At 58.7% G+C, this 25,098-nt stretch carries 28 protein-coding genes and 1 riboswitch; of the genes, 10 read left to right on the top strand and 18 right to left on the bottom strand.

The window, feature by feature from the left end; genetic code table 11:
* The 5 genes from DLM45_RS06655 to DLM45_RS06635 form a co-directional block, all read right to left on the bottom strand.
* The gene (locus DLM45_RS06655; RefSeq protein ID WP_246317193.1) at positions 1-372 is read right to left on the bottom strand and encodes a rod-binding protein; all 372 of its coding nucleotides are present in this window, start codon (positions 370-372) and stop codon (positions 1-3) included.
* A gap of 32 nt (positions 373-404) precedes the next feature.
* The gene (locus tag DLM45_RS06650) at positions 405-821 is read right to left on the bottom strand and encodes a hypothetical protein (RefSeq protein WP_181336391.1); all 417 of its coding nucleotides are present in this window, start codon (positions 819-821) and stop codon (positions 405-407) included.
* Complete coding sequence (locus tag DLM45_RS06645; protein WP_181336390.1) at positions 814-1,578, bottom strand: flagellar biosynthetic protein FliR; 765 nt, start codon at positions 1,576-1,578, stop codon at positions 814-816. The genes DLM45_RS06650 and DLM45_RS06645 overlap by 8 nt, the downstream gene beginning before the upstream one ends.
* Positions 1,575-3,668, bottom strand: coding sequence for a flagellar biosynthesis protein FlhA (flhA, locus tag DLM45_RS06640; protein ID WP_181336389.1), 2,094 nt, complete (start codon positions 3,666-3,668; stop codon positions 1,575-1,577). The genes DLM45_RS06645 and flhA overlap by 4 nt, the downstream gene beginning before the upstream one ends.
* A 231-nt stretch (positions 3,669-3,899) precedes the next feature.
* Positions 3,900-5,225 (bottom strand): UDP-glucose dehydrogenase family protein, encoded by a 1,326-nt coding sequence (locus DLM45_RS06635; protein WP_181336388.1) that lies wholly within the window; start codon positions 5,223-5,225, stop codon positions 3,900-3,902.
* 496 nt (positions 5,226-5,721) lie between these two features.
* Between DLM45_RS06635 and DLM45_RS06630 the strand changes: the two genes are divergently transcribed.
* The 3 genes from DLM45_RS06630 to DLM45_RS06620 all read left to right on the top strand — a co-directional run bounded on the left by DLM45_RS06630 (position 5,722) and on the right by DLM45_RS06620 (position 7,378).
* Entirely contained in the window at positions 5,722-5,949 is a 228-nt protein-coding gene (locus DLM45_RS06630; protein WP_181336387.1) for a hypothetical protein, read from the top strand.
* Positions 5,950-6,270: 321 nt separating this feature from the next.
* Positions 6,271-6,531 (top strand): hypothetical protein, encoded by a 261-nt coding sequence (locus tag DLM45_RS06625; protein ID WP_181336386.1) that lies wholly within the window; start codon positions 6,271-6,273, stop codon positions 6,529-6,531.
* A gap of 319 nt (positions 6,532-6,850) precedes the next feature.
* The gene (locus tag DLM45_RS06620) at positions 6,851-7,378 is read left to right on the top strand and encodes a Dps family protein (RefSeq protein ID WP_181336385.1); all 528 of its coding nucleotides are present in this window, start codon (positions 6,851-6,853) and stop codon (positions 7,376-7,378) included.
* A 76-nt stretch (positions 7,379-7,454) separates the two neighbouring features.
* On the opposite strand, the gene DLM45_RS06615 is transcribed toward DLM45_RS06620, so the two are convergent.
* The 5 genes from DLM45_RS06615 to cobF all read right to left on the bottom strand — a co-directional run bounded on the left by DLM45_RS06615 (position 7,455) and on the right by cobF (position 11,261).
* Positions 7,455-8,117: a flavin reductase family protein gene (locus DLM45_RS06615; protein ID WP_181336384.1), complete on the bottom strand. Its 663-nt coding sequence runs from the start codon at positions 8,115-8,117 to the stop codon at positions 7,455-7,457.
* Between the two features lie 8 nt (positions 8,118-8,125).
* Positions 8,126-8,770, bottom strand: a complete 645-nt coding sequence (locus tag DLM45_RS06610; protein ID WP_181336383.1) for an alpha/beta hydrolase — start codon at positions 8,768-8,770, stop codon at positions 8,126-8,128.
* Entirely contained in the window at positions 8,767-9,705 is a 939-nt protein-coding gene (locus tag DLM45_RS06605; RefSeq protein ID WP_181336382.1) for a ring-cleaving dioxygenase, read from the bottom strand. Before DLM45_RS06605 ends, DLM45_RS06610 begins: the two co-directional genes overlap by 4 nt.
* Positions 9,706-9,778: 73 nt before the next feature.
* A complete protein-coding gene (wrbA, locus tag DLM45_RS06600) occupies positions 9,779-10,378 on the bottom strand; it encodes an NAD(P)H:quinone oxidoreductase (protein WP_181336381.1) in 600 nt (199 codons plus the stop codon).
* Between the two features lie 112 nt (positions 10,379-10,490).
* Positions 10,491-11,261 (bottom strand): precorrin-6A synthase (deacetylating), encoded by a 771-nt coding sequence (gene cobF, locus DLM45_RS06595; protein WP_181336380.1) that lies wholly within the window; start codon positions 11,259-11,261, stop codon positions 10,491-10,493.
* Between the two features lie 135 nt (positions 11,262-11,396).
* Between cobF and DLM45_RS06590 the strand changes: the two genes are divergently transcribed.
* The 4 genes from DLM45_RS06590 to DLM45_RS06575 all read left to right on the top strand — a co-directional run bounded on the left by DLM45_RS06590 (position 11,397) and on the right by DLM45_RS06575 (position 14,722).
* Positions 11,397-12,830, top strand: coding sequence for a DUF6513 domain-containing protein (locus DLM45_RS06590; protein WP_181336379.1), 1,434 nt, complete (start codon positions 11,397-11,399; stop codon positions 12,828-12,830).
* 174 nt (positions 12,831-13,004) lie between these two features.
* Positions 13,005-13,304: a hypothetical protein gene (locus DLM45_RS06585; protein WP_181336378.1), complete on the top strand. Its 300-nt coding sequence runs from the start codon at positions 13,005-13,007 to the stop codon at positions 13,302-13,304.
* Positions 13,305-13,477: 173 nt separating this feature from the next.
* A complete protein-coding gene (locus tag DLM45_RS06580) occupies positions 13,478-13,795 on the top strand; it encodes a hypothetical protein (protein ID WP_181336377.1) in 318 nt (105 codons plus the stop codon).
* Between the two features lie 78 nt (positions 13,796-13,873).
* Complete coding sequence (locus DLM45_RS06575; RefSeq protein ID WP_181336376.1) at positions 13,874-14,722, top strand: lytic murein transglycosylase; 849 nt, start codon at positions 13,874-13,876, stop codon at positions 14,720-14,722.
* Positions 14,723-14,747: 25 nt separating this feature from the next.
* Here the strand turns inward: DLM45_RS06575 and DLM45_RS06570 are convergent, their stop codons facing one another.
* The 4 genes from DLM45_RS06570 to DLM45_RS06555 are packed head-to-tail and all read right to left on the bottom strand — an operon-like array spanning position 14,748 to position 16,013.
* A complete protein-coding gene (locus tag DLM45_RS06570; protein ID WP_181336375.1) occupies positions 14,748-14,972 on the bottom strand; it encodes a hypothetical protein in 225 nt (74 codons plus the stop codon).
* A 52-nt stretch (positions 14,973-15,024) separates the two neighbouring features.
* Positions 15,025-15,240, bottom strand: a complete 216-nt coding sequence (locus DLM45_RS06565; protein WP_181336374.1) for a hypothetical protein — start codon at positions 15,238-15,240, stop codon at positions 15,025-15,027.
* A gap of 27 nt (positions 15,241-15,267) precedes the next feature.
* Positions 15,268-15,732: a hypothetical protein gene (locus DLM45_RS06560; protein WP_181336373.1), complete on the bottom strand. Its 465-nt coding sequence runs from the start codon at positions 15,730-15,732 to the stop codon at positions 15,268-15,270.
* Between the two features lie 35 nt (positions 15,733-15,767).
* Positions 15,768-16,013 (bottom strand): hypothetical protein, encoded by a 246-nt coding sequence (locus DLM45_RS06555; RefSeq protein WP_181336372.1) that lies wholly within the window; start codon positions 16,011-16,013, stop codon positions 15,768-15,770.
* A gap of 212 nt (positions 16,014-16,225) precedes the next feature.
* Between DLM45_RS06555 and DLM45_RS06550 the strand changes: the two genes are divergently transcribed.
* Both DLM45_RS06550 and DLM45_RS06545 read left to right on the top strand, forming a co-directional pair.
* Positions 16,226-18,079 (top strand): AI-2E family transporter, encoded by a 1,854-nt coding sequence (locus DLM45_RS06550; protein ID WP_181336371.1) that lies wholly within the window; start codon positions 16,226-16,228, stop codon positions 18,077-18,079.
* A 160-nt stretch (positions 18,080-18,239) separates the two neighbouring features.
* Complete coding sequence (locus DLM45_RS06545) at positions 18,240-18,527, top strand: hypothetical protein (RefSeq protein ID WP_181336370.1); 288 nt, start codon at positions 18,240-18,242, stop codon at positions 18,525-18,527.
* 72 nt (positions 18,528-18,599) lie between these two features.
* Here the strand turns inward: DLM45_RS06545 and DLM45_RS06540 are convergent, their stop codons facing one another.
* The 4 genes from DLM45_RS06540 to DLM45_RS06525 all read right to left on the bottom strand — a co-directional run bounded on the left by DLM45_RS06540 (position 18,600) and on the right by DLM45_RS06525 (position 23,899).
* Positions 18,600-20,930 (bottom strand): TonB-dependent receptor, encoded by a 2,331-nt coding sequence (locus DLM45_RS06540; RefSeq protein ID WP_181336369.1) that lies wholly within the window; start codon positions 20,928-20,930, stop codon positions 18,600-18,602.
* A 110-nt stretch (positions 20,931-21,040) separates the two neighbouring features.
* A riboswitch (cobalamin riboswitch) is annotated at positions 21,041-21,239 on the bottom strand.
* 111 nt (positions 21,240-21,350) lie between these two features.
* A complete protein-coding gene (locus tag DLM45_RS06535; protein WP_181336368.1) occupies positions 21,351-21,746 on the bottom strand; it encodes an ankyrin repeat domain-containing protein in 396 nt (131 codons plus the stop codon).
* 120 nt (positions 21,747-21,866) lie between these two features.
* A complete protein-coding gene (locus DLM45_RS06530) occupies positions 21,867-23,213 on the bottom strand; it encodes a sensor histidine kinase (RefSeq protein ID WP_246317192.1) in 1,347 nt (448 codons plus the stop codon).
* A 32-nt stretch (positions 23,214-23,245) separates the two neighbouring features.
* The gene (locus tag DLM45_RS06525) at positions 23,246-23,899 is read right to left on the bottom strand and encodes a response regulator transcription factor (RefSeq protein WP_181338211.1); all 654 of its coding nucleotides are present in this window, start codon (positions 23,897-23,899) and stop codon (positions 23,246-23,248) included.
* Positions 23,900-24,043: 144 nt separating this feature from the next.
* Here DLM45_RS06525 and DLM45_RS06520 point away from each other — a divergent pair, with 144 nt between their 5' ends.
* On the top strand, positions 24,044-25,096 hold the full coding sequence (locus DLM45_RS06520) for an efflux RND transporter periplasmic adaptor subunit (protein ID WP_181336366.1): 1,053 nt from the start codon (positions 24,044-24,046) through the stop codon (positions 25,094-25,096).
* The last annotated feature ends 2 nt before the right edge of the window (positions 25,097-25,098 follow it).

The following is a 25,098-nucleotide window of genomic DNA, read 5'->3' as shown; positions in this document are numbered from 1 at the left end:
CTATTTGTCCTTGGATGGATTGTTTTCGGCCTGGATGACCATTTTCCCGAGTCCGATCGTGCCGCTCTTCGCCAGCGTCGTCGCCAGGCTATCGGCGAGCATCGATCGCCACACCGTTCCGGACGTACCTTCGCCAAAAAGCGATTCGGAATCCTTCGGCAGACACTCTTCGAGCATCTGGCGCAGGTACATGGCCTCAAATTTCTCGCCAGCGTCTTTGGCGCGGGCGTCTCCGGCGTGTTCGGTCCGGGAAAGATCAGCCGCGCGGATGTTTTTAACCGCCTGCTCGGTTGCAACCGATGCACGCGGACCCATCGATACCTGGGCTTTCCAGGCGGACAGATTGGGCAAAGGTTGCAGTGTTCCAGGCATAGGAGGTGTTCGCTCGCGCTAGACGTCTCCTATCAGCTTGACCCCGCAGACTTACCCCGGCCTTGCGCGGCGTTGCCCTGCTGAAATTCGAGTAGCGATTCGAGGTCGGCCTGCTCCGATTTGCGGTCTTCTTCGGCTCGGGCATCGCGAAAAAGCTGGTCGGCGCTTCGGCCCCGAGCTGCGGCCTCGGCATATCGCTTTAACGCGACCTCATGCTCAAGGCTGACTCGCTTCAATTGGCGCTCGATCCGCACCACCCGGCTGGAAAGGAGCGCGGTGAACAGCGCGTTGACGGGAGAGGGATTTTCCAGGCTTCGGAAAAGATCGTCGCGTGCTTCGCGCAACCCATTCATCTCTCGAGTCAGAGCTCCGACGCGCGCGCGCTCCACCGTTTCGAGGTCATGAAAGACATCGGCAAGACGTTTGAGCTTCTTCGCTGTTCTAGCCATTTCGCGCCAAATTATTAATCGCCTGCTGCACGAGCGAGGAGAAAATTTCCAGCATCGACTTGTCGATCTGAAGAAGAATGACGAGACCGCCGAACACAACGAACGGCGTCGATACGAAGAACGACGGAATTTGCGGGATCATCTTATTCAAGAACCCGAACGCGAGGTTCACCATCAGAGAATAGATGACGAGAGCTGCGCTAAGCTGGAGTGTCAGCCGGAACGCTGAGCCGAATGTCGTAACAATCATCGTCAGATCGGGCGGCAGCGCGAAACCCGATCCCACCTGCAAAACCTGAAACGAACTTTGCAGCATCGCGATGATGTTGAGATGCTGATCGGTGATGAAAAACAGCGTTACAGCAGGCAGCGTGATGAATGCAGAAAAGGGCGTCGAGGGATCGTTTCCTTCGACAGCGTGCGAGAATGCCGAGCCGTAACCTGCGAGGTTCGCCATCGCGATTGCCGCGAATTCGAGCGCCATATAGAAGATGCGAACCATGAAGCCGAGAAACGCTCCAGCAAGCGTTTCCGACACGATGACGCCCAGAAGCCCGCTGGCGGGACCGCCGGTGATCGGGAACACCTGATCGTAAACGAGCGGCGTGAGCGCAAGACCGACGGCGATCGCCACGAACAAGCGAACCTGCATTGGGATGCGTTCGCTTGAGATTCCGGGCAGAACCATGAAGCAAGCACCGACGCGGCAGAAGACGATCAGCGGCACCAGAATGGTCTGCTGAGTCAGTTCGCTCATGAAACCGAGCCGAGCGATTGAATCTGAACGCCGCGGCTGATTTCGAGATGCGAAAGAACGGACAGCGTTCCGTAAAGTCGTTCGGTAACCGTGTGGACGTAGGGCCGAGTATCCGCCGCAGTTACGAGAACGAATTGATGCCCGGCATCCATCAACGGCTGAATGACACGGCTGAGATCACCGCTGAACTGCTCGATCAGTCTCGGGTCGATATCGAATTCGATGACATCACCCTTAGCGTCACGCCGCAGCGCTTGATGGAACTCTGTTTCCCAGCGGTTGCCGAGGCGGACCACCTTGAGATAATTGCCCTCGCTGAGATCGCCGCAAATCTGCGCTGCAAGACGCATGCGAACATGCTCGGTGATCTGCTCGGCCTTACGGGTGAACGGAGCAATCTCGGCCACGGCTTCGAGAATGAGATGCAAGTTGCGGATCGAGATGCGCTCCCCGAGCAGCATTTTGAGGACGCTCTGAAGCCCCGAATGAGAAATCTGCGCCGGGCAAATTTCGTCCAGCAGCTTGCGATACTCAGGGTCGAGCCGGTCAAGCAGCGAACGCAAGTCGCGATAAGATAGAAGCTGGGCGAGACTGTTGCGAATGACTTCCGCTATGTGCGTGAGCAGAACCGACGTATTCTCGACGGGTACGAAGCCATCGCGCTTCAATGCGTTCGTGAAGATGTCCGGCACCCAGATGGCCTTCATGCCAAACGCCGGCTCACGCGTCTCGTCGCCTGGCGTGTCTGGCTTCGGACCGTCGCCAACAACGACCAGAACGTCGCCAAGGCGAAGTTCCGCGCTCGCGACGACAGTTCCATGAACCTTGATCTGGTAGCTCTTCGGCGGAACGGAGAGGTCTTCCGTCAGCTTCATTTCCGGAACGACGAAGCCGTACTGCTTCGCAAACTTACGCCGCATCTTCGCAACCCGCTGCGGAAGATCGCCGGACTGACGCATGAGCACGGAGGAAATCTGCTTGCCAAAGCAAATTTCGATTTCCGTTGTGCGAAGCTGATCGCGGATGGATTGCTTTGACTGTTCTTCGGGCGACTGAACCTGGCTCGCGGATTTCGCGTCGGCGTCCGCTTCGGCCAGCGCAGCCCGCTGCCGTGTAATCCCAACTCCGACGAATCCAAGAAGTCCGCCAATCGCTGCGAACGGCAGAAACGGGAGGCCGGGCGCGAGCGCGAGAATGCCCATAACGCCGCCTGAGAGAACAAGCGCGCGGGGATAATTGCCAAACTGGCTAACGATCACGCCTTCCGTGGAGCCGCGCGTACCGCCCTTCGAAACGAGAAGACCAGCGGCCAGCGCCACGATCAGCGCTGGCATCTGCGTCACGAGGCCGTCACCGATCGAGAGCTTCACGAAGGTATCGGTAGCTCGGTCGAACGGCAGATCGTGGCGCGTCACGCCAATGATGATGCCGCCGAATATGTTCACGGCTGTAATGATCAGGCCCGCAATGGCGTCGCCGCGTACGAACTTGGACGCGCCGTCCATCGCGCCGAAGAACTGGCTTTCTTCTTCCAGTTCCTTGCGCCGCCGGATCGCTTCCTTTTCGTCGATCGCGCCAGACGAAAGGTCGGCGTCGACTGCCATCTGCTTGCCGGGCAGCGAGTCGAGCGTGAAGCGTGCGCCGACTTCAGCGATACGCGTCGCGCCCTTGGTGATGACGACGAAGTTGACCGTGATGAGAATGATGAAGACGATAACGCCGATGACGAAATCGCCACCCATAACGAACTGCGCAAAGCCTTCGATGACGTGACCAGCGGCTGACGGCCCCTCAGCGCCGTGCGAGAGAATGAGACGCGTCGTAGCAACATTGAGGGCGAGGCGCAGCAGCGTCGCGATCAGGAGGATCGTTGGAAACGCGGAAAATTCCAGAGGCCGCCGGATCCAAAGTGCAACCATCAGGATCAGAATCGACAGCGCAATCGAAAGCGCCAACCCGGCGTCGATCAGGAAGGACGGCAGCGGCAGGAAAAGGATCGCCAGAATTGCGACGACGCCGATCGCGAGACCCGCATCCCGCTGCCCGAAGACGATGTTGAGACCGCTATCGGCTGTTTTCGTGGCTGCCATAAAAAGTCGATTCCCCCGCGCGCGATCGCGAGAGCCTGCAGTCTGAACCTTGCGCGAGGTCGTCGTGAGGGATGAAAAAGCAGCCAGGAGAAGCGTTTGCTAGCGAGGCTGGCCTAGGCAACTCAAAGGAAACGCGCCGACTAGCATAGGCAAGCAAACCGAAGCGCGGCATCTACGCTTCGGTGCATGGGCAAGTTGCGATCGAAACCCGAGTGCGGCTCGCTGATAGCTCTAGGTGCGGTCGGAAACTCGCCTGCCGCGCCCAATGCCGGAATAGGCGAAACCAGCGCGCTCGACCGATGAAACGTCGAGAGCGTTCCGAAGATCGACGATCGTGGAGCCGGACATGCGCGCTTTGAGACCATCGAGATTGACGGCGCGGAACTCGTTCCACTCGGTGATGATGACCAGCACGTCCGCGCCTTCGGCAGCTTCCAGCGCGTCCGCACACCATACAACTCCAGGCAGCAGCGGCTCGGCCTGGTGACGGCCTTGCGGATCCGCCACGCGAATTTGCGCGCCACGCTCCTGAAGCATCGGAATGATGACAAGGCTTGGCGCATCGCGCATGTCGTCGGTGTTCGGTTTGAACGTGACGCCGAGCACGGCAACTGTTTTGTTTCTCACTGAGCCGCCCGCCGCGGCTTCGACACGCAGCGCCATCGCGAGCTTTCGCTCATGATTGACGCGATCGACTTGCTCGATGATCGAAACCGGAGCCTTGGCTTCGCGCGCTGTCCGGATCAGAGCCGATACGTCTTTCGGGAAGCAAGAACCGCCGTAGCCGGGGCCGGGATGCAGAAACTTGTCTCCGATGCGGCGATCTTTGCCGATGGCCGAGGCAACCTCCTGCACGTCCGCGCCAACGGCTTCGCAAATATCGGCAATTTCGTTGATGAAGCTGATCTTGAGAGCGAGAAAGGCGTTCGCCGCATACTTCGCAAGCTCTGCCGATTCACGATCGACAAACATGACAGGCGACCCGCGCAATGCCAGCGGCTTGTAAAGGCGTTCCATCACCTCGCGTCCGCGCGCATCGTCAGTGCCGACGAGAACGCGATCGGGATGCATGAAATCCTGGATCGCCGAACCTTCGCGCAAAAATTCCGGATTCGAGCAAACAGCGACTTCCGCATCTGGCCGCACAGCCTTCAGCCGGCGCTCGATCTCGCGGCTGGTGCCAACGGGAACCGTAGATTTCGTCGTGACGACAGTGAAGCCCTGGAGAAACGGCGCAGCTTCTTCGACCGCATTGAAGACGTATGAAAGATCGGCGTAACCGTCGCCGCGCCGCATCGGTGTGCCGACGGCAAGAAACACGACGTCGGCATTTGCGACGGCGGGCCCGAGGTCGTCGGTGAACACCAAACGTCCGGATTTCGTATTGCGCTCCATCAACGCTTCGAGGCCGGGCTCATAAATCGGCGATCGGCCCGCCTTCAGGTCTTCCAGACGCTTCTGATCCTTGTCGACGCACACCACTTCCCAACCGAAGTCGGAAAAGCACGCCGCCGAAACGAGGCCCACATAGCCCGCTCCGATCATGCAAATTTTCATTCAATCCCCCGAAGCGCCTTTTTCACATACGCGCGGGTGGTCTAGCACGCTCGCCAAGTTCTACAACCACTAGAGGTAGTACCGCGCCGGAAAGGCTCGATTTTCGGCACCTCAAGACGGACTGGTCCCCACGGCAAATTTCAAGGCCGGGCTCAGTTCAACTCAATGTGCAAAGGAAAGCAGATCTTCTCATTTGACCCAAGCTGCAGAGCGGCCTTTACTGATCGGCGTCGGCAAATCGTCGACCGCGGTGATTTCAAAAGCGACTTGCGCCGCGTCATCAAACGCTAAGCCCCACGGCCGTTCGTGGGCTCCGCACAAAGGAGAACGCTCATGAAAAATGCGACGATGGACCAGTTATTGATCTTGGCCAAGATGCCGTGCGGGATGCGCGCCTCTTGTTGCTGCAGCTGCTGAGCTGCCGGTCCGCGGCTTAGGCCGCACATCAAAATCGTTTTTTCTGAAAGGATGCCGGCCTCCGCCGGCAAGAGACCTCATGTCTAAATCATACGTTATCGAAGTCGGCGACGATCAGGCCGGAGTCATCATCCGTGAGGACGGTGAGAGCCACTACAGCTTCCACAGCGCACTCGATGTCTATAACGCTCTGGAGGGCCGCAAATTTGCGAACGCGCTCCTCGCCGAGCGAGCAGCAATCGCGCATTCCGTCAGCCGCAAGCGCCGCCGCGTATTTGCAAACGAACGCGGAGGTGTCGCGCTATGAGCCTGGATTACAGCTACTTTAAAAGCCTGAGGCGTCAGCCAGAGCGATTGAAGCCGCAAGGAAAGAGCGTCTCCGATTCCGACCATAAGACGCAGAAGTCCAGATCACGGGTCGAGTTCCCGTACCACGACGGGATTCCCGTTTTGGCGGCGGTCGGTCCCGCGGCTGAATTCTAATGCGCGTCACTTAGGCTACTTAACCGCACTGCATGTTCGCTTCCCAAGCGATAACCTTAGACCGGCACACGTGTGCCGGTCTTTTTTTGCGGCATCGCGAGCCGCGAACGCGCTATTCGACAGACGTTGAATGGGGGAGGGGAACATGGGCGATCATCTATGGCCGGCGCTATATCCGGGCCTGATAATTGGCGCAGTCATTGGGCTGATGCTGCGTGGGACGGGGAATGTGATAACCGCAATCCTGGGCGGACTTGCGGGCGCGTGGCTTTCGACATGGGTCGTGGCCACTGCGGGTCTGGATGACGGCTTGCCGTCGTTGATCGCCTTGGTGCTGCTTTCGGCGCTGGGCGCGTTCGGTGTCGCGGGAGCTTACCGCTATGTATCGGGTTCAGGGCGCAGCTAAGAGGACGTTGAAAGCAGCTGTCTTGAACAACCAATCGCCTGACATCATGCCCCTCCATTGCAGTAGTCCGGTTTTGTGACAATCGTATTTTGGTATTAACGCTGGGGCCTTCTTGCTCCGTAGACAACCGGCAATGAGAGGCGTTTATTGGCTGCTCGCCGGTCGCCGTACGGGCGGGACGCGCTGTTCCGCATGGTCTGAAACACGCGCCATATACGGTTCCTGGGGGAACGGCTCCCCTCTCCAAAACGTTCGCCCTGGAGAAACCTCTTGCTTCATCCCAAGGCGCTTCTTCGCTTAGCAAGGAAAGCCAAATCCCATGTCAACGGATACTGCCAAATCTCGCCGCAAGGCTCCCCTCAAGACGCCCTCACATTTCTCCGACAACGCCATCAAGGATTTATCAGGCGCGCTGACAGCGCTGCTCGCCGATACCTTTGCGCTCTACGTCAAGACGAAAAATTTCCATTGGCACGTCTCGGGTCCGCATTTCCGCGACTATCATCTTATGCTGGATGACCAGGGCACCCAGATCTTCGCCATGACCGACCCGATCGCAGAGCGCGTTCGTAAGATCGGCGGCACGACGCTTCGGTCGATCGGGCAGATCAGCAAAGAGCAGCGGATTCTTGATAACGATGCTGAATTCGTTTCGCCCGGCGATATGCTGTCGGAACTGCGTGACGACAATCTGCAGTTGGTCGCCTCAATGCGCGAAGCACACGATCTCTGCGACGAGCATGAGGATGTCGCGACGGCGAGCCTTCTGGAAAACTGGATCGACGAAACGGAACGCCGCGTCTGGTTCTTGTTTGAAGCAACGCGCAGCTCTCCGGCTGGCGCGTAACCGGCCGAACTAAGAAAGCTAATGCCAGCGGACAGGCGCCGTGCCTGAGGCGCGGATCATCTGTCCACTGGCACAGCTAACGCTTTTGCTCCGGCAGCGTGCTTGCGTTTGCGCGCGTTGCAAACGGCGCTGGACGCTCCACCTGAAACGCTGAGCTTGCATTGGGCGCGCAGTACCATCCACCACCGTGCATACGGCCAACCAGGCCAAGCCGAAGCGTATCGACGTAGAACTTCTCCGCATCCAAAATAAATGCGTCGTCCACGTGGGCGGCAACGATTTCGCCAAGCACGACGAGTTGGTTTTTGGCGACTTCAAGCGGTGTATGCAGGCGGCATTCGAAAGCAACGGGGCTCACGGCGATCCGTCGAGGCCGCACCTTGGTGGACGCCACTGTTTCAAGTCCCGCCAAAGCAAGTTCATCAATGTCCGGCGGCGCGTCGATCGACGTCAAATTCATCGCTTCGATCGCTGCAGACGGCACGAGATTGACGACAAATTCACCAGTGTCGAGAATGTTGCGCGCGCTATCTTTCATGCTTCCGTCGCTATCGGCCTGCAGTCCGAGAGCTAAAAGCGGGGGCGCCTTACTCATCGCATTGAAGAAGCTGAACGGCGCAGTGTTACCCACGCCGTTCTTGGAAAGCGTTGTTACCCAGGCGATCGGCCGTGGCACAATTGTAGAGGTCAAAATCTTGTAACGATCGTCGGGTGCGAGCTGCTCGAAGTCGAGTTCCATGCAGAGACCTACAGTGTTTGTTCAGCTCCGATGCCGAACAGAATTTTTTGGACGTGATTGATTTCGTCCTGCGCGATGGTGTGCCCCATGCCCGGATAGATCCGCTTGGTAACCGCACCGCCGAGAGACGCCATAATGGACGCCGACTCTTCGACACGCGCCAGCGGAATATGCGCATCGATATCGCTGCACCCTAGGAATACAGGCGTATTCTCTAGCGATCCAGGATACGTGCGTGGCGTTCCGTCCGGCCCGATCAACCCGCCGCTTAACCCGACGACACCGCCATAGCGTTGCGCATTGCGTGCCGCGTATTCAAGGGCAAGACATGCCCCTTGCGAGAAGCCGAGCAACACAATGCGGTCAGACGGTATGCCATCGCGAATGACCCCAGCTACGGCGCTCGAAATCGTATTGAGTGCTTGGCCAAGGTCAGGCTCGTTATCTTCAAGCGGCGCGAGGAACGAGTAGGGATACCAGCTCCCATGCGGCGCTTGAGGCGCGAGATATGCAACGTCTGTCGTGCCGAAAGCATCGGCAAGACCCAACATGCCGCCGGCACTCGCGCCGCGACCATGGATCATGATGACGGCCGCGCGGGCGGCACCAATAGGTGCGCCCGCGCGGCTCAGTTGCGACGGTTCTCGCGTCATGCTGCAACTCCAGTGAGAGGCTGGAGACGAGCTTCGATCTCGTCACGCCTCTTCTCGAGGAATGCTGGCAGTTTCAGCTCAGTCCCAAGCTCGGACTGAGCCTCATCGATTGCGAAGCCTGGTGCATCCGTCGCGATCTCGAAGATGATGCCGCCAGGCTCCCGGAAGTACATTGACCGGAAGTAGTTGCGGTCAATCTGTTCCGTCACCTGGATATGAAGCTCATCGACGAGCTTGCGCCGCATGTCAGCCTGCGCTTGATCGTCTGCCGCACGGAATGCGACGTGGTGAACGGAACCACGTCCCATGTGAGCGGGCAGAAAGCCTTTCGCTTCACGGATTTCGACGACGCTTCCGGCAACCGATCCGTCAGCGATAAACCGGGAAACCGGTCCTTCGCTTTCAGCCTCGCGAAAGCCGAGGGCTTTCGTGAGTACGGCTGCAGTCGGCGCTTTCTCATCGAGCAGCAGGCGAATGCCATGGAAGCCGCGAACGGCATGCTCCACGGGCACGTCGCCCCCTGCCCAAGCGGTTTCGGCTTCGGCACCGGGCACCCCGACAAACGCAAGGCTCAGGCCATCCGGATCAGTGAATGCCAAAACAGACTGACCAAAGCGCTTTTCGATCGCTTCATGCGGTACGCCCTTCTCGACAAGCCGATGCGCCCAGTATCCGATGGCGCTTTCAGGAACGCGCAGCATCGTCTGCTGTGCCTGCCCAACGCCGTTCCGTCCGCTGGGCGCATGGCCCCACGGAAAGAACGTCAAGACAGTTCCCGGAGACCCGGTCTCATCGGCAAAATAGAGGTGATAGGTACCCGGATCGTCGAAGTTCACCGTCTTCTTGACAAGCCGCATTCCAAGGACGCGCGTATAGAAATCGTGATTGCGAGCCGCGTCACCCGCAATTGCGGTGATGTGATGGATGCCGGACATGACAATTCCTTTCTCCCGTTTCCGGGCGTCTCAGTGAACGTGGCCGCCGGCGAAGGCGGCATTCAAGCAGCGGTTATGCTGCGAGTTTCGCTGCGATCTGAGCCACGTGCTTGCCTTGGAAGCGCGCACCTGCGAGCTCATTCGCGGATGGCTGCCGCGACCCGTCTCCGTCGGCGATGGTTGAAGCGCCGTAGGGCGAACCCCCGGTGACTTCCTTGACACCCATCTGCCCTTGAAACGAGTAAGGCAGACCGACGATGACCATGCCGTGATGCAGAAGAACGGTATGGGTGGAGAGGATCGTGCTTTCCTGTCCGCCGTGCTGCGTGGCCGTCGATGTGAACACGCTTCCGACTTTGCCGATCAGCTTGCCGCTGAACCAAAGCCCACCGGTCTGATCGAGAAAGTTCTTCATCTGCGCTGGCATGTTTCCAAAGCGCGTCGGAACGCCGATGATGATCGCGTCGTAGTTCGGAAGCTCATCGACCGTTGCAATCGGCGCCGCCTGATCGAGCTTGAAATGGCTCGCTCTCGCTGCCTCTTCGGGTACCAACTCCGGCACCCTCTTGATCTGCACATCAGCGCCAGCCTCGCGGGCACCTTCAGCCACGCTTTGAGCCATCTGCTCGATGTGCCCGTAGCTGGAATAGTAAAGAACGAGAACTTTGCTCATAGCTGCCTCCGTAAGCCGTCTGTGGCCCGTAAGATGGTTTGTAGACAGCTAAGTCGCAATGCCAGATAGATACGCAGTCTGGTTCCAATTTAGATACAAATAGAATGATACGTCAGCGCTCACTCTTCTGAACGCGCTTGAGGACGTACGTATCCATGATCCAGCCTTTCCGAGCGCGCGCTTGTTCGCGCACACGCGCGATCTCTTCGGCTTGGTCGGAAAGCTTGCCCGCTATCAGAATTTCGTCGGACGTGCCGAGGTAAGCGCCCCAGTGAATTTCAAGATCGTCTCCGCCAATGGCTTGAAGCCCGGAGCCGTCATCAAGCATCACGACGGCGGTGTCGGCGCCCTCCGGAAATCCGTCCTTGATCCGTCTGCCGGTGGTAATCTGGATCGGTCCGCCGATCGTATTCAGCGCGATTTTGTGCTGCGCCGCCAGCGCCTGCACGCTCGTAATGCCGGGGATCACCTCATACGCGAAGGCGACGCGGCCTGAGCGCAGAACGTCTTCAATGACGCGGATAGTACTATCGTAGAGCGACGGATCGCCCCAAACCAGAAACGCGCCAACCTGCCCGTCTGCAAGCTCTTCGGCGATCATGCGGCCGACGATTGTCGCTTTGTCGTCATGCCAGGCACGCACCCCGGCGGCATAGTCCGCCGCCTTCGCATCGCGCACGGGGCTGGCGGCCTCGACGAAGCGGTACGTACGTCCCTCAATGAAGCGCTCGCAGATGGATTTCCGGAAATTGGCCAGATCGCTTTTGACCTCACCCTTGTCCAGGAAAAAGAAAACATCGACGGTATTCAGGGCCTTTACGGCCTGTATCGTCAGATGGTCGGGGTGCCCGGCGCCGATACCGATCAGCAGCACTTTCTTCATGCGTTAATCGTCTCCAAGTCGCACCCACAGAAGCGGCGCAAATCGGCTACGTTGTCGGTCGTCCAGCCCGCCGTGGCAATGCGTTACGTTCAAACCCGGCGGTAGGGTTACACTTGTGTGGAAGGAAGTCGGCCAATGGCCAAGCGCGTCGTACTGGTAACGGGATCGTTGGCTGAGCCGCGCGTCAAGCGGATCGCCGATGAATTGAACAGTCCCGATATTGAGCCGGTCGTCGCGAGCGTCGGCGTCAAAGTCGCTGCGTTGATGACGACGGAAATCGTCGAACGCCGCCTGAAGCTGCCGGAAGGCGCAGATCGTGTCGTGATGCCCGGACGGTTCCGTGGCGACCTCGATCGGCTCTCCGATTTCTTCGGCACCCGTTTCGAGCGAGGCCCCGATGAAATCGCCGATCTGCCGGAATACTTCGGTCATTCGAAAGCGCAGGTCGACCTCAGCCAGCATGACGTGACGATCTTCGCTGAGATCATCGACGCAACGCTTATGACGCCCGAGCAAATCGTAGAGCGCTCGCGCAAGATGCGCGCCGACGGCGCAGACGTCATCGATCTCGGATGTTTGCCGGATAGCCCGTTTCCGCATCTTGAAGATACCATTCGCGCGCTTCAGGCCGACGGCGTGAAGGTCAGCGTCGATTCCTTCAACTCGGAGGAACTGTCGCGCGCAACTCGCGCCGGAGCCGACTATCTGCTCAGTCTCTCTGAGAAAAACATTTCGATTGCCGACGAAGGCCCAGCGGTGCCGATCCTCGTCTCTGCGGGCGCCGCCGATATGGCGTCGCTCGATCGCGCCATCGACATCATGATCGCGAAGGGAAAGCCCTACTACGCTGATCCTATTCTAGATCCGATCCACTATGGATTCGCTGCCTCGATCGCGCGCTATTACGATCTGCGGCAGCGCCGTCCGGACGTGCCAATCCTGATGGGCATTGGCAACGTAACCGAACTGACGGACGCCGATACGACGGGCATCAATGCTCTTCTGATGGGGCTGTGTTCCGAACTTCACATCACAGCCGTGCTTGCCGTGCAGGTCAGCCCTCACTGTCGGACGGCGATCAAGGAATTCGACCGCGCCCGCCGCGAATACTTCGCCGCCAAAAAGGCGAATGCGCTTCCGCAGGGATTTGGTATGGGCCTGATGGCGCTTCGCGATCGTCGGGGTTTCTCCTCGACGCCCGACGAGATCAAGAACCTCGCCGCGCAAATCCGCGATCCGAATTATCGCATCGAAGTCGCGGAAGACGGCGTGCACATCTACAATCGCAACGGGCATCATGTGTCCGATGATCCCTTCGAACTGTTCCCGCATCTCGATACGCGCGCCGACCTAGGGCATGCGTTCTATCTTGGCGTTGAAACGGCGCGCGCTGAGATCGCCTACCGTCTCGGCAAACGCTACACGCAGGACGAACCTTTGCCCTTCGGTGTCGTAGCCGAAACGAAGGGCTCCGCTGACGATGCACACCTGCTGAACTTCAAAGAGTCGGGTTCGACCCTTAAAAACAAGAAAGCGCCGAAGACCGGCGGCAACGACGAAACGGACTGAATTCCCTGTTCGCCGCCTTTAGGCGCGAACTGGAACGCCCGTTGTCACGCTTTTAAGCAATTCTTTACGCCAGCACGCAAAAGCGCGCCGTTCTGTCTCGCGTTGAAAACGTTCAGCAACCATTCAGCGCTAGAGATGTTTTTTGGGTGGCACCGACTTTATGGGAGTATTGCCATGAAAATGCTGATGTGCGCTCTGGCGGTTTCCGCTGTCGCCGGTCTCGCGCCGCAATCGGCCGCCGCCGCCGACCTTGGCTATTACTATGGCGATGAGGAGCGGTTCGTCGAACGGCGCGCCCCAGTTGTCGTCGAGCGTCGCTACGAGGCCTACGATTACGATTATTACGACGAGCCGGTAGAGACGTACTATCGCCGCTCTTACCGTTCGTATCCGTATTACGCGGCCGCATATCCTTACCGTTGGTACGGCGGCAGGCATCACCACCATCATCATCGTCATTACCGCGGCTGGTAAGCTGAACGCCCAGTTCGCGCGAGCAATCGAAATTCATTAAACCTTTGGGCGCCCCATGCGGCGCCCAAAGCATTTTTTAAGCCTCTTTTCTCTCTCTTAAGGCATCGAACATCGATCACGTTAAGCTTCCGCTGCGAGTTTTTAAGTATGGTAAGGCGCCTAGGGAGAGTACGATGATCCGTGTGCATCACATTGCGGCAGGCGCCGCTGCTGCTTTGACGGCGTTCGCGCTATCGACGCCCGCCGACGCAACGCATCGTCGGTGCGGTTATGACCGCTATGGCTACCACGCGCCGGATTTTCGCGGCTGCTATGATCGCTGGGCTTACCGCCGCGATTTCTACCCCGCGCCATACCCAGTCCGGCGGAGACCTGCCGCCGTATATGAAAGAGTTCGCGTTTACGAACGCGTCGTGGTTCCGAGCGTTCGCTGTTTCTACGACACCGGCTACGATATGCGGGTGCGTCGTATCTGCGTCGATAACTATTGAATCGGGTCGAATGACGCAGCGCATGCCGCGCGCCGTGCCCTTATACTCCGCTAAAGTTCTCAAAAACGGCAGGATGCGATGCGATACGATCTCGGCGCGCGACGTGGCGCGAAACGGAAGTTTGCAGCTTTCGCTCTGGCTCTTTCGGTGTTTGCGCTGCCGACGGCAGGCGTAGCCGCGCAGTGCGGCAATGGTCCTGCAGGCTTTAACGCTTGGCTTGAGCAATTCAAATCTCGCGCCGCTGCGCAGGGCATTAAGCCCGGCGTCATCGCGTCATCGCTCGCTGGTGTTACGTATGATCCCAGGATTATCCGCCTCGACCGGGGGCAGCATTCGTTCAAGCTGAGCTTCGAGCAGTTTTACGCGCGGCGCGTCAGCAACGCCATGATCGCGCGCGGACGCGCTCTGATGCAAAAGCATCGCGCAACGATCAACCGGATTGAGCAGCGATATGGCGTGCCGGGCGCAGTTGTGATCGCGATCTGGGGCCTTGAGACCCACTACGGCGCCGACACGAGCGGGCGCTACTCGATCATCCGTTCGCTTGCAACGCTCGCATACGATTGCCGCCGGTCGGAATTCTTCACGGGCCAGCTTATGGATGCGCTGCGCATCGTTGCGCGTGGAGATCTATCACCGAGCGAGCTTCGCGGTGGCTGGGCTGGCGAGATCGGCCAGACGCAATTCCTGCCCACGCCTTACATGCGCTACGCCGTAGACTTCGACGGAAACGGCCATCGCGATCTCATTCACAGCGTGCCGGACATGTTGGCCTCAACGGCTAACTATCTTGCGGCGCACGGTTGGAAGAGAGGCGGCTCATGGGAGCCCGGTTCGGCGAACTACGCAGCCATAGCCGCTTGGAACAAGGCCACCGTCTATCAACGCACAATATCGGTGATGGCTTCTAAGATCGACGGCCGCTAATAGTTTGTACTGGTCGCGCGAGCCGCTAGCGCCTGCGTTTGATGACCTTGCCGGGGTGCGTGTCGTTCGCGGGAATGCGTCGTGTGCTTTCCTTCAGAGCGTCTTCCACCGAGACCGGCTGACCCTGGCTCTTTAGGAAATCGCGCAATGCTTGATTGAGCAATTTATCGAGGCGTCGGCCGCTGGTCTCTGATAATTCGTGAAGCGCCGAAAGAAGTTTCCGATCGATTGCAATGCGCTTTCGCTCCATCGTGCCGCCTGGCGTCCGCGTAAAGCGGGTTTAAAACCCATTGATTCTCGTCTTAACGCGATGGGTTCTTGGTCCCCGCTTGCTTGGCCTGTTTTGCAAGGCGATCGACAAGATCTTTGTCGATCTTCGGTGGCTGCCGGTTGACGGGGCGAACCGCCGGATCGTCCGTAACGTTCGAGGCAAGCGCATCACTGCCGGGAAAAGTCTCTTTTAGAGACTCGTTGAGTTCCGAGTCTTGTTCCGGCCTCGTCTTCTTTCTGCCGCTCATGATTTCCTCCTGCTGGAAAGCGTACGCTCACGCCGATGCAGTCTTGTCAGAATTGTCCTTCGGTGAGGTAAGCACGAGATATCCAACCGCGAGACCCGCAACCAAAACGATGGGCAGCAGCGGCCGCAGCGATCGCAAGAGCGGCAGAACAATCGGCAAGACCGTGAGCGCCGTCGGCAAATCGAACGGTAGTGCGTTCGTCACCGGAAAAACGTTCTTCTCAAGCGTCTTCTCGACGACGGCTATATCCCGGTTCGCGCGCTTTTCGGCCGCGAGAATCGAGAAATGGATGATCAAAGCGGCGATTGCCAGCAAGCCCGCAAGACTGAAACTGGCGACGATGGTATCGTATCGCTCGCTCAAAAATACCCAAAGCCCTGCCAGGGCGAAGCCGCCTGCACCAAGAATGCAGGCAGCAAACGCCAACCGGCCGAGATAGGAATCGACCGTACTATCTAAAGACCGCTTCGCAGTTCCAAGAATTGAGATCACGCGCTTATCCGCCCTTCAAAGCGACCTAGATGACTTCACGACTTCCAGAGGGCGCCGACGACCAGCCCGACCAAGCCCGCCATGACGAGGGTGGTGTAGGGCTGATTTTTCAACGATTTATCGAGGGCCGTATTGAAGTTGCCGCCAACAGCGCCAACATGGCGCCGCGCTTCACGTGCCGCATCGTGAACGGTATCAGCCGTACTATCGATCGCGGCTTTGGCTTGGCCGGTCAGATCTTTGACGGTGTTATGGGTATCTTGCTGCGACGTTGTCGCCATGGGTCTCTCCGCGGTTCTGAATGAACACTGACTCCCAAACGCCGACGTCTGAATTTTAGTTTCGGCGTTCGCGGGGCCCCAACAAAAAATTACTGACCGGCAGCTGAGGAGTTCCGGCGCCGGCGTCCAAGCGTCGCTATTTACAGCTGCCGCACTGGAACAAGTTTCCCATCGTGCGTGTTCGATGCTCGGGGCAAAACCGGGTGTGAACGATGCCGTTAATCTCAAATTCCCTGCGTACCTTGTCGGCAGCGCTCATAACAGCGGCGCTCGTGATCACGCTGCTCGTGGTCGGACGCGACATCCTGATGCCTTTGGCTCTGTCGGTCATAGCGTGCTTCATCCTCGTGCCGATGGTGCGCTGGCTTACTCAAGTCAAATTTCCTGAGTGGCTTGCGGTAACGACCGTCGTCGGCCTTGTGAGCGCAGTTCTTCTAGGAGCGTCAATTGCGCTAAGTTCGCAATTGCTATCCCTTGCCGCCGAGCTTCCGGCCTATCGCACCAACGTAGTCGAGAAAGTCCGCAGCGTTTCGGCAAGCTCCGCGCCGAGCGGTATCGTCTCCCGCGCGATCGATGCGGTGTCGACCTATCGAACGATGATTTCGCGGGAACTCCATATTGGCGAGGATCCAGCCGCAGCTCCGGGAGCACAGACGTCCCCTCCAGCGACGGATGAGGCAGCGAAGCGCACCATTATCGTCACCTCGGACGAAAGTTCTGGGTGGCGCGGCCTAAGCATACTTGCTGAGCCACTCGCACAGACAGCACTGACATTTTTGTTCACGCTGTTTCTGCTGCTCCAATATCGAGATTTGCGCGATCGCGTCGTTCGCGTCCTCGGCACCGAGAACATGAGCGAGACGACCGCCGCTATGTCGGACGCTGGCGAACGTCTGTCAGACTTGTTCATTGGTCAGCTCATCCTCAATGCGGGATTTGGTTTTGTCGTTGGATGCGCGCTTCTCCTTATCGGCGTGCCGAATGCGGCGCTCTGGGGCGTCGTCGCGTTCGTCATGCGCTTCGTTCCTTTCATCGGCATCTTCATAGCCGCGATCCCGCCAATTCTTCTCGCTGCAGCCGTCGATCCTGGTTGGACGAAGGCGATCATGACTCTTGTGCTCTTTCTCGTCGGTGAGCCGATCATGGGCCAAGTCCTTGAGCCGCTGGTGCTTGGGAAGCGCGCAGGGCTATCTCCGTTCGCCATGGTGCTATCGGCAAGTTTCTGGACGTCGGTGTGGGGTCCTATCGGTCTCGTTTTGGCCGCCCCATTGACCTTGCTGATCGTCGTACTTGGCAAGTACGTCCCGGAGCTTTCCTTTGTATCCGTGTTGCTCGGAAATGAGCCGCCTCTATCGAAGCCGTATGATTTCTATCATCGGCTTCTTTCCGGTGACGCAATGGCCGCGTCGAAACAGATTGAGGAGGAAGAGGAAGGGCGCCCCGTTGCCCACGCCATTGATGAGATCATCTTTCCGGCACTTCTCCTCGCAGAGAACGACCGTCGGCGAGGCCGCTTGGACACGGAAGATCTCGATGAATTGGAAGCGACCATTGACAAGATCGTAAAGGCGAGATGCCCCGAACGCGCCGAAATCGAGTCCCCGCAAGTCATCATCGTTCCGGCGCGAGGATCAGTTGACATACTAGCCACGCGGTTTGCGGAATGCGTGGCGAACGAGGAATTGCCGGACAGCACGCTCGGCTTGACGCACGCATCTGGGCTGACGGCGCTTTCGGAGGTCGACGCATCTTACCACCCAGAAGTTGTCGCGATAAATACCGTTGGGGGAATCAGCGAACGAACCATCGCGATTCTCACAAAACGCGCCCGCGCGATTTTTCCGAATGCGCGCATCGTCGTGCTCGATTTCACCAAGTCGCTTGGCAGTAGCTACTCGTCGGCTCGGCAGCACAACTCGGAGCCTGTGTTTAATTTGATGGCGGATTTTCTGCGCTCGGTGCGAACAAACGCGCTGAAAGCAAATGCTGTTGAAGCGCGCGCCGATTCATCGGCAGAAGTGACCGCTTCTAATATCGTCCAGGCGCCTGCTCGTGCGCATTCATAGAAGTCTATTGCCTGTGTTGCGCGCGAGCGAAGCGTGCAGGTTGCATTCAATAAATCGTGCGGCCGCCGCGCGGCGAAGGAACGTCATCCCGACTTTCTTGGGAACCGTAAGCTCCCCGCAGCCGTACCCTTCACAGCAGAAACTTTGTTAGGAGAGGAAAATGTACAAACTTCAAAGGGCAATATTGGCTGGCGGCGGCGCGCTCGCGATTGCGTTGGGCGGCTCGTACGCCTTCGCGGCAGACAACGCCGGAACCACACCACCTGCATCGACATCAACTGACGTCAATACAGAACCGAACAGCAACGGCAAAACGTCGGATCGGACGCCGGGCAACCCCGCACCCGACCGTACGCCGAACGCTGGTACGGCTGGTGCAACAGGAACCGATGCAGGCCAGACGCATGAAGGAACGTCGGACCGCACACCGGAGCATAAAACGAAGTAGCAGTGCACTTTTCTACAAATTCCCGCGCGCATCGCGCGCGGGAATAACTGTGTGGCGGAGTAGAAGCCGAGGTTAAAACTTAACGGTTACAGCGCCCGAGAATGTGCGAGGCTGCCCCAGATATCCCTGCAATCCGCCAAGGCCGCCGGAAGCGGGATCGTCATACTTCAGATATTCCGCGTAGACCTTATCGAACACGTTCTGCACGCGGAAATCGATCGTCGTCATGTCGGTTGGCTTCCACTGCAACCCGGCATTGACGATCGTATAGGCCGGGCGCTCCACCGTGTTATCGAAGTTCTCATAAGACGATCCGATGTACTGCACGCCGCCGCTTGCCTTCCAGCCCTGCGCAAAGGCCCATGACAGCCAGATGTTCGCAGTCTGCTCTGGAATAAGGATCGGCGTTTTGCCGCTGTAGTCTGTGACGGCAAATGTCGAAAAATCGATGTACTGAAAATCGTCATACTGCGCTTTCAGCCATGCGGCGTTTGCATCGATGCGCCATCCGTATCCAAGCTCGAGCCCGCCCGATGCTTCGACACCGTAGGATGACTGCTGTCCAATTTGCTGGAATTGGTACGAAGCGTCGAGAACGATGAGGTCGTTCTTCTCGATGCGATAACCGGCGAGAGTCCACTCGCCACGCCCGTTCCAGAACGATTGCTTCATGCCGACTTCGACTTGGTTGCCCGTCGTCAAACCGAATTTCGCGAAATTCTTTGCAAGATCGAGCAGCGGCACGTTGATCGGATCTGTACCAACCGTGTACTGGCCAAAAAATGCGAAGTTCCGTATCGGCTCATACACGGCGCCAACGCGCCAACCAAGAGCTCCGAACGTCTTTTCGAAGCTCTGGCCAAGGCTTACATCCTCGCGCTCGATCGTCGGTGCATCGAAGCGCACGCCCCCGACGATTGTAAGATTGTCGAGAAGATGAATGCGGTTCTCGGCGAACACGCCGTACTCAGTCAGCTCGGATTTGTATTTCGGGTCCAACCGATCAGGATTCGGGAAAAATCCGCGGTCGAAGTTGTAAGGATTGAGCGAGTTCGCCTCGGACGGAATGTAGTTCGAGTATCCAAAGCGCGTCCGCGTAATATCGAAGCCGACGACGGACTCGTTCGCAAATCCTAGGATCCGGCTGCGAACCGTCGCGTCGTTGCGCGTGCCGATCTGATCTTGCTGTTGAACGATATGAATATAGCCGCTCCGGTCGACGTCGCCGGTGACCGGATTGAGGAAGTAATCCTCCGCGTTGCGCCACTCGCGATTGCTGGACGAAATGTAAGAGATGTTACGGAACGACAACGCGGAGCTTGGCGTGTATTCCGTCTTCAACTGTGTGAAGTTGTCTTTGAACCGAATTCGGCTGTCGTAGACGTTATAATTCTTCTCGCGCAGACTTTTGTCGATTTCGCCGTCACGGAAGGGCGTTCCAAAATAACGCATCGGCTTTTGATCGCCGTAGTCGGTCGACAGCGTGAACACGAGATCTGGCGCAGCCTGAAGCCTCAATGCGCCGGAAATTCCAAAATTCTCCGAGTGCCCAAGATCCACCCAGCCTTCCGAAGCGTCTCCCGTGACATCGAAGCGATAGGAGAGCGCTTCATTCAACGGACCAGCGCTATCGAACGAAAGGCGTCGCCCCAGGTTCGAGTCGACGTAAACCTGCGCTTCGTTTTCGTAATGCGTCGTGATCGGCTTCTTGGGAACGACGTTGATCACGCCGCCAATCGCGCCTTGGCCATAGAGAACCGAAGCCGGACCGTGCAAAACCTCGATACGGTCGACGGACCACATGTTGAACGGGAAGGTGACGTTGCCGCGGCCTGGCGATATGCGCGTCCCATCGTAAAGCCGCACGACTGAGCCATTGCCTTGATAGCCGCGGCTGGCGAACGCTTGGCCGTAAACCGGATTGGCAACGCTGCTGAAGCCCGGCGCATTATGCGTAACGGCGTCCGTCACGGTATCTTGGCCGCGGTCGCGCGCGACTTCGCCGGAAATGACACTGACGCTGGCAGGTGTTTCGAGCGGCGTGAGATTGAGGCGGCTACCCGCTGTGGTCGGCACGCTGAGATTGAGGCCAGGCTTGGTCGGCGTATTGACGCCGGTTTGGGCAGGATCAACCACAGGCTCCGCTGGCTGCGTGTTGGTTGACGCCTGGGCCGGAGCCTTTTGCTTGACCGTTGAAGGCTTTTTGGCCTTCGCCATCTTCTTCGGAGACTGTGTGCCGAGCACGGTGACAGGCGGCAGATCACTCGAATTTGGCGCCGCTTGCTGCGCGTTGACGAGGCACGGCGCAAAGACCGAAGCGAGGACGGAAAGGCTTGCACCCGCCGAGAGGCGACGCAGATGCGTCTGGCCATTGGACCGGAGTCCGGAGATTGAATTGAGCATAGGACCTGCGTGACGACGAATGTGGCACGTCACAGCAAGCGAAGGCGTCTCGAGCGCATAGCAAGCTCAAGCCGTCAACGATCAGAACACCCCGTCTGATCCGTGCTCGCGTGTGACCACGACCGTCGGCAGGTCTCCTGGCTCGCGGGTCTTAGCGTCTTGACCTGCCTTCCCGGAACGCAGCTCCAGTGGCGCGAGTGGTCAAGAGCTTGCCGCTTACAGTTGCGGGGGCAGCCGCGGAATTTGGCACAAGGCCATCACCGCATTCCCTATTGATTCCTTGCGGAAACCGACAAGATAGGGTGTCGCCGGATGACACGGCGAGTCAATGCGCGTGCGGTCGAATGGCCGGGGCATGTGCTCAAAGCGTCACAAGCGAGGAAGCTGCGCACGGGATTATCAGTGCGCAGCTGTTTGCACTTAGCCGAGTGACTCGAGGTATTCGTAGACAGCGCGAGCAGGCTCGCCACCCATCTTTGCATGCGTCAGCAACGGAATGCCGTGCGCGCCGGGGGCCTTCGCGGCTTGCGGGTAAGCTTCCAGCGCCGTCTTGACAATATCCAGCCTGCCGAGCATGGCGGCTGCAAAGATATCAAGGCGCGCGCCGTGTTCGATCAGAAGCAGCGCCATGTCTCGGCCGCCGGTGTGAGCGGCTGCACCAAGCCCGGATTCGAAATCTCCGCCGCCCCAATCCCAGCTCGCGTTGACGAGCTTGGGCTCGATCGCAAGCAGCTCTCGCACGCGATCGATATCGCTATGCGCCTTCCGGACGAATTCGCTCACAAGCTCGGGCGCCAATGCGGCAGGCCTCTCCATAGTCCATTCCCTTCAATGATCAGGCGTGCAATTTGAGAGATGTTAGCGACTGCGTCGTTACAACTCTACAGTCTCCGCAGCGCCGTTTGGCCACGGCCGATTGCTACGAGCGGATGCATACTATTTTTTGACAAGGAAAGCGCCGCGATCAGGAACGGGCAATTGGATCGTGACTTTGAGGCCGCCCAGGTCTGATCGGCCAAGCTCAACATCGCCGCCGTACAGCTGAGCGAGATCGCGCACAATCGCCAATCCAAGACCCGAGCCCTGATTGTCGCTTTCCCATTGCGTTCCGATATTGAAAACGATCTTCCACGCTTCAGGCGGCAGGCCTGGGCCATCATCCTCGACGACAAATTTTAGCTGGCGCGAATAATCGCCATCAATCCCGAGGCGAACGACGCTTCGAGCGTGCCTCAAAGCGTTGTCGACGATGTTCGCCAGCAACTCGTTCAAGTCTTCGCGTTCGGCCGCAACCATGACGCGATCCGGAATGTCGTTGCGGATGACGACGCCGCGATCGACATAAAGGCGAGAGAGCGCGGCCGTGACCGCCGTTGCGACGTCGGACAAGGACGACAGGGTACCAGGTCGTGCGCGTGTCGCAGCAATGCGCGCTCGCGCGATCTGATAATCGATATGGCTTTGCATGCGTCGGCATTGGTCGCGGATAACGGAAGCGGTTTCGGTTTCGCCGCGCCGATTGAGCTGCTCCGCCTCATCGACCAGGATTGCCAGAGGCGTCTTCAGACCGTGTGCAATATTTCCCGCTTGCGCGCGCGCCCGTCCGATCTGCTCGCTGGATGACTGCAGCAGACCATTGAGGTCGTCGATCAGCGGCTGAACCTCTTCCGGAAACTTGCCCTTCATCGACGCCGCCGAGCCCGAGCGCACCGCCGCCAGCCCTTCGCGAAGTTGAGAGAACGGGGTCATGGCGTAAAACAACAGCAGCACCGCAGCTGAAATCATGGAAGCGGCAAACCCACCAAGCGACCACAGCAATACATTGTTGAACTGCTGCAGTTCTTGCCGAAGGTGCGCTTCGTCGGTGCCGATAATGAAGTGGACGGGAGACGCGGGTGTGTCCAGCATCCGTGCGCGCTCGGCGATGTGCAGTTTCCCGGTCGGTCCATCGATCATCAGCGTATGCGTTTCGCCGTCAGCGCGCGGTAGCTCCGAAATCGAAAGCGTATCACCTTTAAGCGATCCGGAACGTGCAATGACGCCGCGATTATCCTGGACTTGCCAATAGAAGCCCGAATGCGGTGGTTGATAGCGCGGATCGCTGAGCGGCCGTACGAGCTTGAGTGTGCCGTCAGGTCCGGTTTCCAGCAGCACCTCAAGCTCGTCCAGATGTTCGAGCAGCTCATCGTTGAGCTGCCGTCCAAGGAAGTCTTGAAAGACGAGCGAAAGCGCGATGCCTGCTGAGGCGACACCAAGCACTGCCCAGATCGTGGCTACGAGCATGAGTCGGGAGCGAAGGCTGCGCATTGGAGGGTTCAATCCATACGGTAGCCAAGGCCGCGGACGGTCGTAATGACATCGCGCCCCAGCTTACGCCGCAGCCTGCTGATATAGACCTCGATGGTGTTCGACTCGGTGCTCTGGTCGAGCGAGTAAAGCCGATCGACGAGCTCCTGTTGTGAGATGACGCGTCCCACGCGATGCATGAAGTACGACAGCATCCGCATTTCGAGTGCCGTCAGCTCAATCACACGGCCATCCGCCGTTGCTTTCCCGGCGACAGTATCGAGGGTGATGTCGCGGTTCTGGAGAACAGGATTTCCGCTCCCGGACTTCCGGCGGATCAATGCGCGCAGGCGCGCTACGACCTCTGGCGTGTGGAACGGCTTCGAGAGGTAGTCATCGGCACCGGAGTTAAGGCCTTCGACCTTTTCCGTCCACGTGCCGTGCGCGGTGAGAATGAGCACCGGCAAGTCGCAGCCGCCGCTACGCCAGCGCCGCAGAACGTCTAGGCCCGCGAGAGTAGGGAGGCCGAGGTCGAGCACAGCGGCGTCGAAAGCGCCATCGACGCCCAACGCCCACCCATCCTCTCCATCCTTGGCGTGTTCGACGACGAAGCCTGCATCGCGCAAACCGGCCGATAAGCGCGCCGCGAGTCCATCGTCGTCTTCGACCAGCAGAATACGAATAGGAACGCTCCCGCAGCGCTTTATGGGCCCGAGCTCACGCCAATTTCCGTGCACATGCAGGCTCTTGGAGTGGCGATTTGGCCCAATTCAGGTTGATTTCAGGTAACCGTGTAAAACGCGGCTGGCAACGAGGATGTCGGTCGCATGGTTTCCGGTAGGCTGATCGCGTGGATAGCTGCATTCGCAGGCCCTGGATGCTGGGGGGCGCTTGCGGCCGAAGTAACGATTTCGCAGAGCCAGCTTGAGCATCTGGAAATTCGGCTCGAAGAGGTGCGCGCCGCGAGCGACGAGGCCGTCGCTCTTCTGCCCGGCACGGTCATTCCGCCGACGAACAGTCGCATCGCCGTTCCGTCTCCATTTGCCGGGACTGTGATCTCCGTCGATGTTCTGCCGGGCGAAACGGTGAAAAAAGGCCGCGAGCTGATGACCATCGCCAGCCGCGAGTTTGTTGAATCGCTGTCACAGCTTCGGCAGGCAGAAGCCAATCTTGCCGCGGCGGCCGCTGTCGCCAGCCGCTACCGGACGCTAGCCGACAAGAACATCGCCGCTCCGACACGCGCGACGGAAACGGAAGCGCAGCGCGATGGACTTAAAGCCGTCGTCGAGCAGCATCGGCGGCTCGTGTCACTCGGCAATATTCGAATGAACGAAGACGGTACGTACACGCTCGTGGCGCAGCAGGACGGCCGCGTGGTGGAAGCGAGCGTAACGGCGGGCTCTCACGTCGAAGCGATGGCCGCCGCTGCCGTTATTGATACAACCGACGAACTCTGGGTGGAGGCGCAGTTGCCGGCCGCGTTGTTGGGTAAGGTGCGGGCCGGAGATAGCATCCATTTGAATGACGATGTCATTGGTAAGGTGCTTTCTGTAGTTCACAGCATCGATCCAAAGACGCGCTCTGCGCGCCTTATCGGTCAGATTCCGGCCTCCAGCGGATTTGCCGTCGGGCAGATGGTGACGCTCAGCGTTCACCGCGCTGCGCCAAGCGCGAGTTTCGATGTTCCCTCCCAGGCCGTTGTCTACCTGGCGGGAAAGCCGAAAGTATTTCTGCGCACGAATAATGGTTTTACAGCCGTGCCCGTTACGTTGCGCGGCAAGACACTGCACGGCGCAACCATTGAGGGCGAGATCGTCGCCGGTCAGAAGGTAGCGGTCTCCGGCCTCGCCCAGCTTGAGAATATGATGGGCGCGGAATAGCG

It is taken from the genome of Hyphomicrobium methylovorum (assembly GCF_013626205.1).
Classification (GTDB): Bacteria; Pseudomonadota; Alphaproteobacteria; order Rhizobiales; family Hyphomicrobiaceae; genus Hyphomicrobium_B; species Hyphomicrobium_B methylovorum.
Note: the sequence above shows the minus strand (reverse complement) of the source record. Positions and strands in the feature narration are given on the sequence as shown.

What these genes read in the sequence shown, in the direction of transcription:
- DLM45_RS06550 (WP_181336371.1), top strand. Translation starts at nt 16,226, where the DNA reads ATGCCGTTAATCTCAAATTCCCTGCGTACCTTGTCGGCAGCGCTCATA.
- wrbA (WP_181336381.1), bottom strand. Translation starts at nt 10,378, where the DNA reads ATGAGCAAAGTTCTCGTTCTTTACTATTCCAGCTACGGGCACATCGAG.
- DLM45_RS06650 (WP_181336391.1), bottom strand. Translation starts at nt 821, where the DNA reads ATGGCTAGAACAGCGAAGAAGCTCAAACGTCTTGCCGATGTCTTTCAT.
- DLM45_RS06555 (WP_181336372.1), bottom strand. Translation starts at nt 16,013, where the DNA reads ATGGCGACAACGTCGCAGCAAGATACCCATAACACCGTCAAAGATCTG.
- DLM45_RS06535 (WP_181336368.1), bottom strand. Translation starts at nt 21,746, where the DNA reads ATGGAGAGGCCTGCCGCATTGGCGCCCGAGCTTGTGAGCGAATTCGTC.
- flhA (WP_181336389.1), bottom strand. Translation starts at nt 3,668, where the DNA reads ATGGCAGCCACGAAAACAGCCGATAGCGGTCTCAACATCGTCTTCGGG.
- DLM45_RS06570 (WP_181336375.1), bottom strand. Translation starts at nt 14,972, where the DNA reads ATGGAGCGAAAGCGCATTGCAATCGATCGGAAACTTCTTTCGGCGCTT.
- DLM45_RS06630 (WP_181336387.1), top strand. Translation starts at nt 5,722, where the DNA reads ATGTCTAAATCATACGTTATCGAAGTCGGCGACGATCAGGCCGGAGTC.
- DLM45_RS06530 (WP_246317192.1), bottom strand. Translation starts at nt 23,213, where the DNA reads ATGCTCGTAGCCACGATCTGGGCAGTGCTTGGTGTCGCCTCAGCAGGC.
- DLM45_RS06645 (WP_181336390.1), bottom strand. Translation starts at nt 1,578, where the DNA reads ATGAGCGAACTGACTCAGCAGACCATTCTGGTGCCGCTGATCGTCTTC.
- DLM45_RS06545 (WP_181336370.1), top strand. Translation starts at nt 18,240, where the DNA reads ATGTACAAACTTCAAAGGGCAATATTGGCTGGCGGCGGCGCGCTCGCG.
- DLM45_RS06580 (WP_181336377.1), top strand. Translation starts at nt 13,478, where the DNA reads ATGATCCGTGTGCATCACATTGCGGCAGGCGCCGCTGCTGCTTTGACG.
- DLM45_RS06585 (WP_181336378.1), top strand. Translation starts at nt 13,005, where the DNA reads ATGAAAATGCTGATGTGCGCTCTGGCGGTTTCCGCTGTCGCCGGTCTC.
- DLM45_RS06590 (WP_181336379.1), top strand. Translation starts at nt 11,397, where the DNA reads ATGGCCAAGCGCGTCGTACTGGTAACGGGATCGTTGGCTGAGCCGCGC.
- DLM45_RS06635 (WP_181336388.1), bottom strand. Translation starts at nt 5,225, where the DNA reads ATGAAAATTTGCATGATCGGAGCGGGCTATGTGGGCCTCGTTTCGGCG.
- DLM45_RS06620 (WP_181336385.1), top strand. Translation starts at nt 6,851, where the DNA reads ATGTCAACGGATACTGCCAAATCTCGCCGCAAGGCTCCCCTCAAGACG.
- DLM45_RS06625 (WP_181336386.1), top strand. Translation starts at nt 6,271, where the DNA reads ATGGGCGATCATCTATGGCCGGCGCTATATCCGGGCCTGATAATTGGC.
- DLM45_RS06655 (WP_246317193.1), bottom strand. Translation starts at nt 372, where the DNA reads ATGCCTGGAACACTGCAACCTTTGCCCAATCTGTCCGCCTGGAAAGCC.
- DLM45_RS06540 (WP_181336369.1), bottom strand. Translation starts at nt 20,930, where the DNA reads ATGCTCAATTCAATCTCCGGACTCCGGTCCAATGGCCAGACGCATCTG.
- DLM45_RS06565 (WP_181336374.1), bottom strand. Translation starts at nt 15,240, where the DNA reads ATGAGCGGCAGAAAGAAGACGAGGCCGGAACAAGACTCGGAACTCAAC.
- DLM45_RS06520 (WP_181336366.1), top strand. Translation starts at nt 24,044, where the DNA reads ATGGTTTCCGGTAGGCTGATCGCGTGGATAGCTGCATTCGCAGGCCCT.
- DLM45_RS06615 (WP_181336384.1), bottom strand. Translation starts at nt 8,117, where the DNA reads ATGGAACTCGACTTCGAGCAGCTCGCACCCGACGATCGTTACAAGATT.
- DLM45_RS06575 (WP_181336376.1), top strand. Translation starts at nt 13,874, where the DNA reads ATGCGATACGATCTCGGCGCGCGACGTGGCGCGAAACGGAAGTTTGCA.
- DLM45_RS06605 (WP_181336382.1), bottom strand. Translation starts at nt 9,705, where the DNA reads ATGTCCGGCATCCATCACATCACCGCAATTGCGGGTGACGCGGCTCGC.
- cobF (WP_181336380.1), bottom strand. Translation starts at nt 11,261, where the DNA reads ATGAAGAAAGTGCTGCTGATCGGTATCGGCGCCGGGCACCCCGACCAT.
- DLM45_RS06610 (WP_181336383.1), bottom strand. Translation starts at nt 8,770, where the DNA reads ATGACGCGAGAACCGTCGCAACTGAGCCGCGCGGGCGCACCTATTGGT.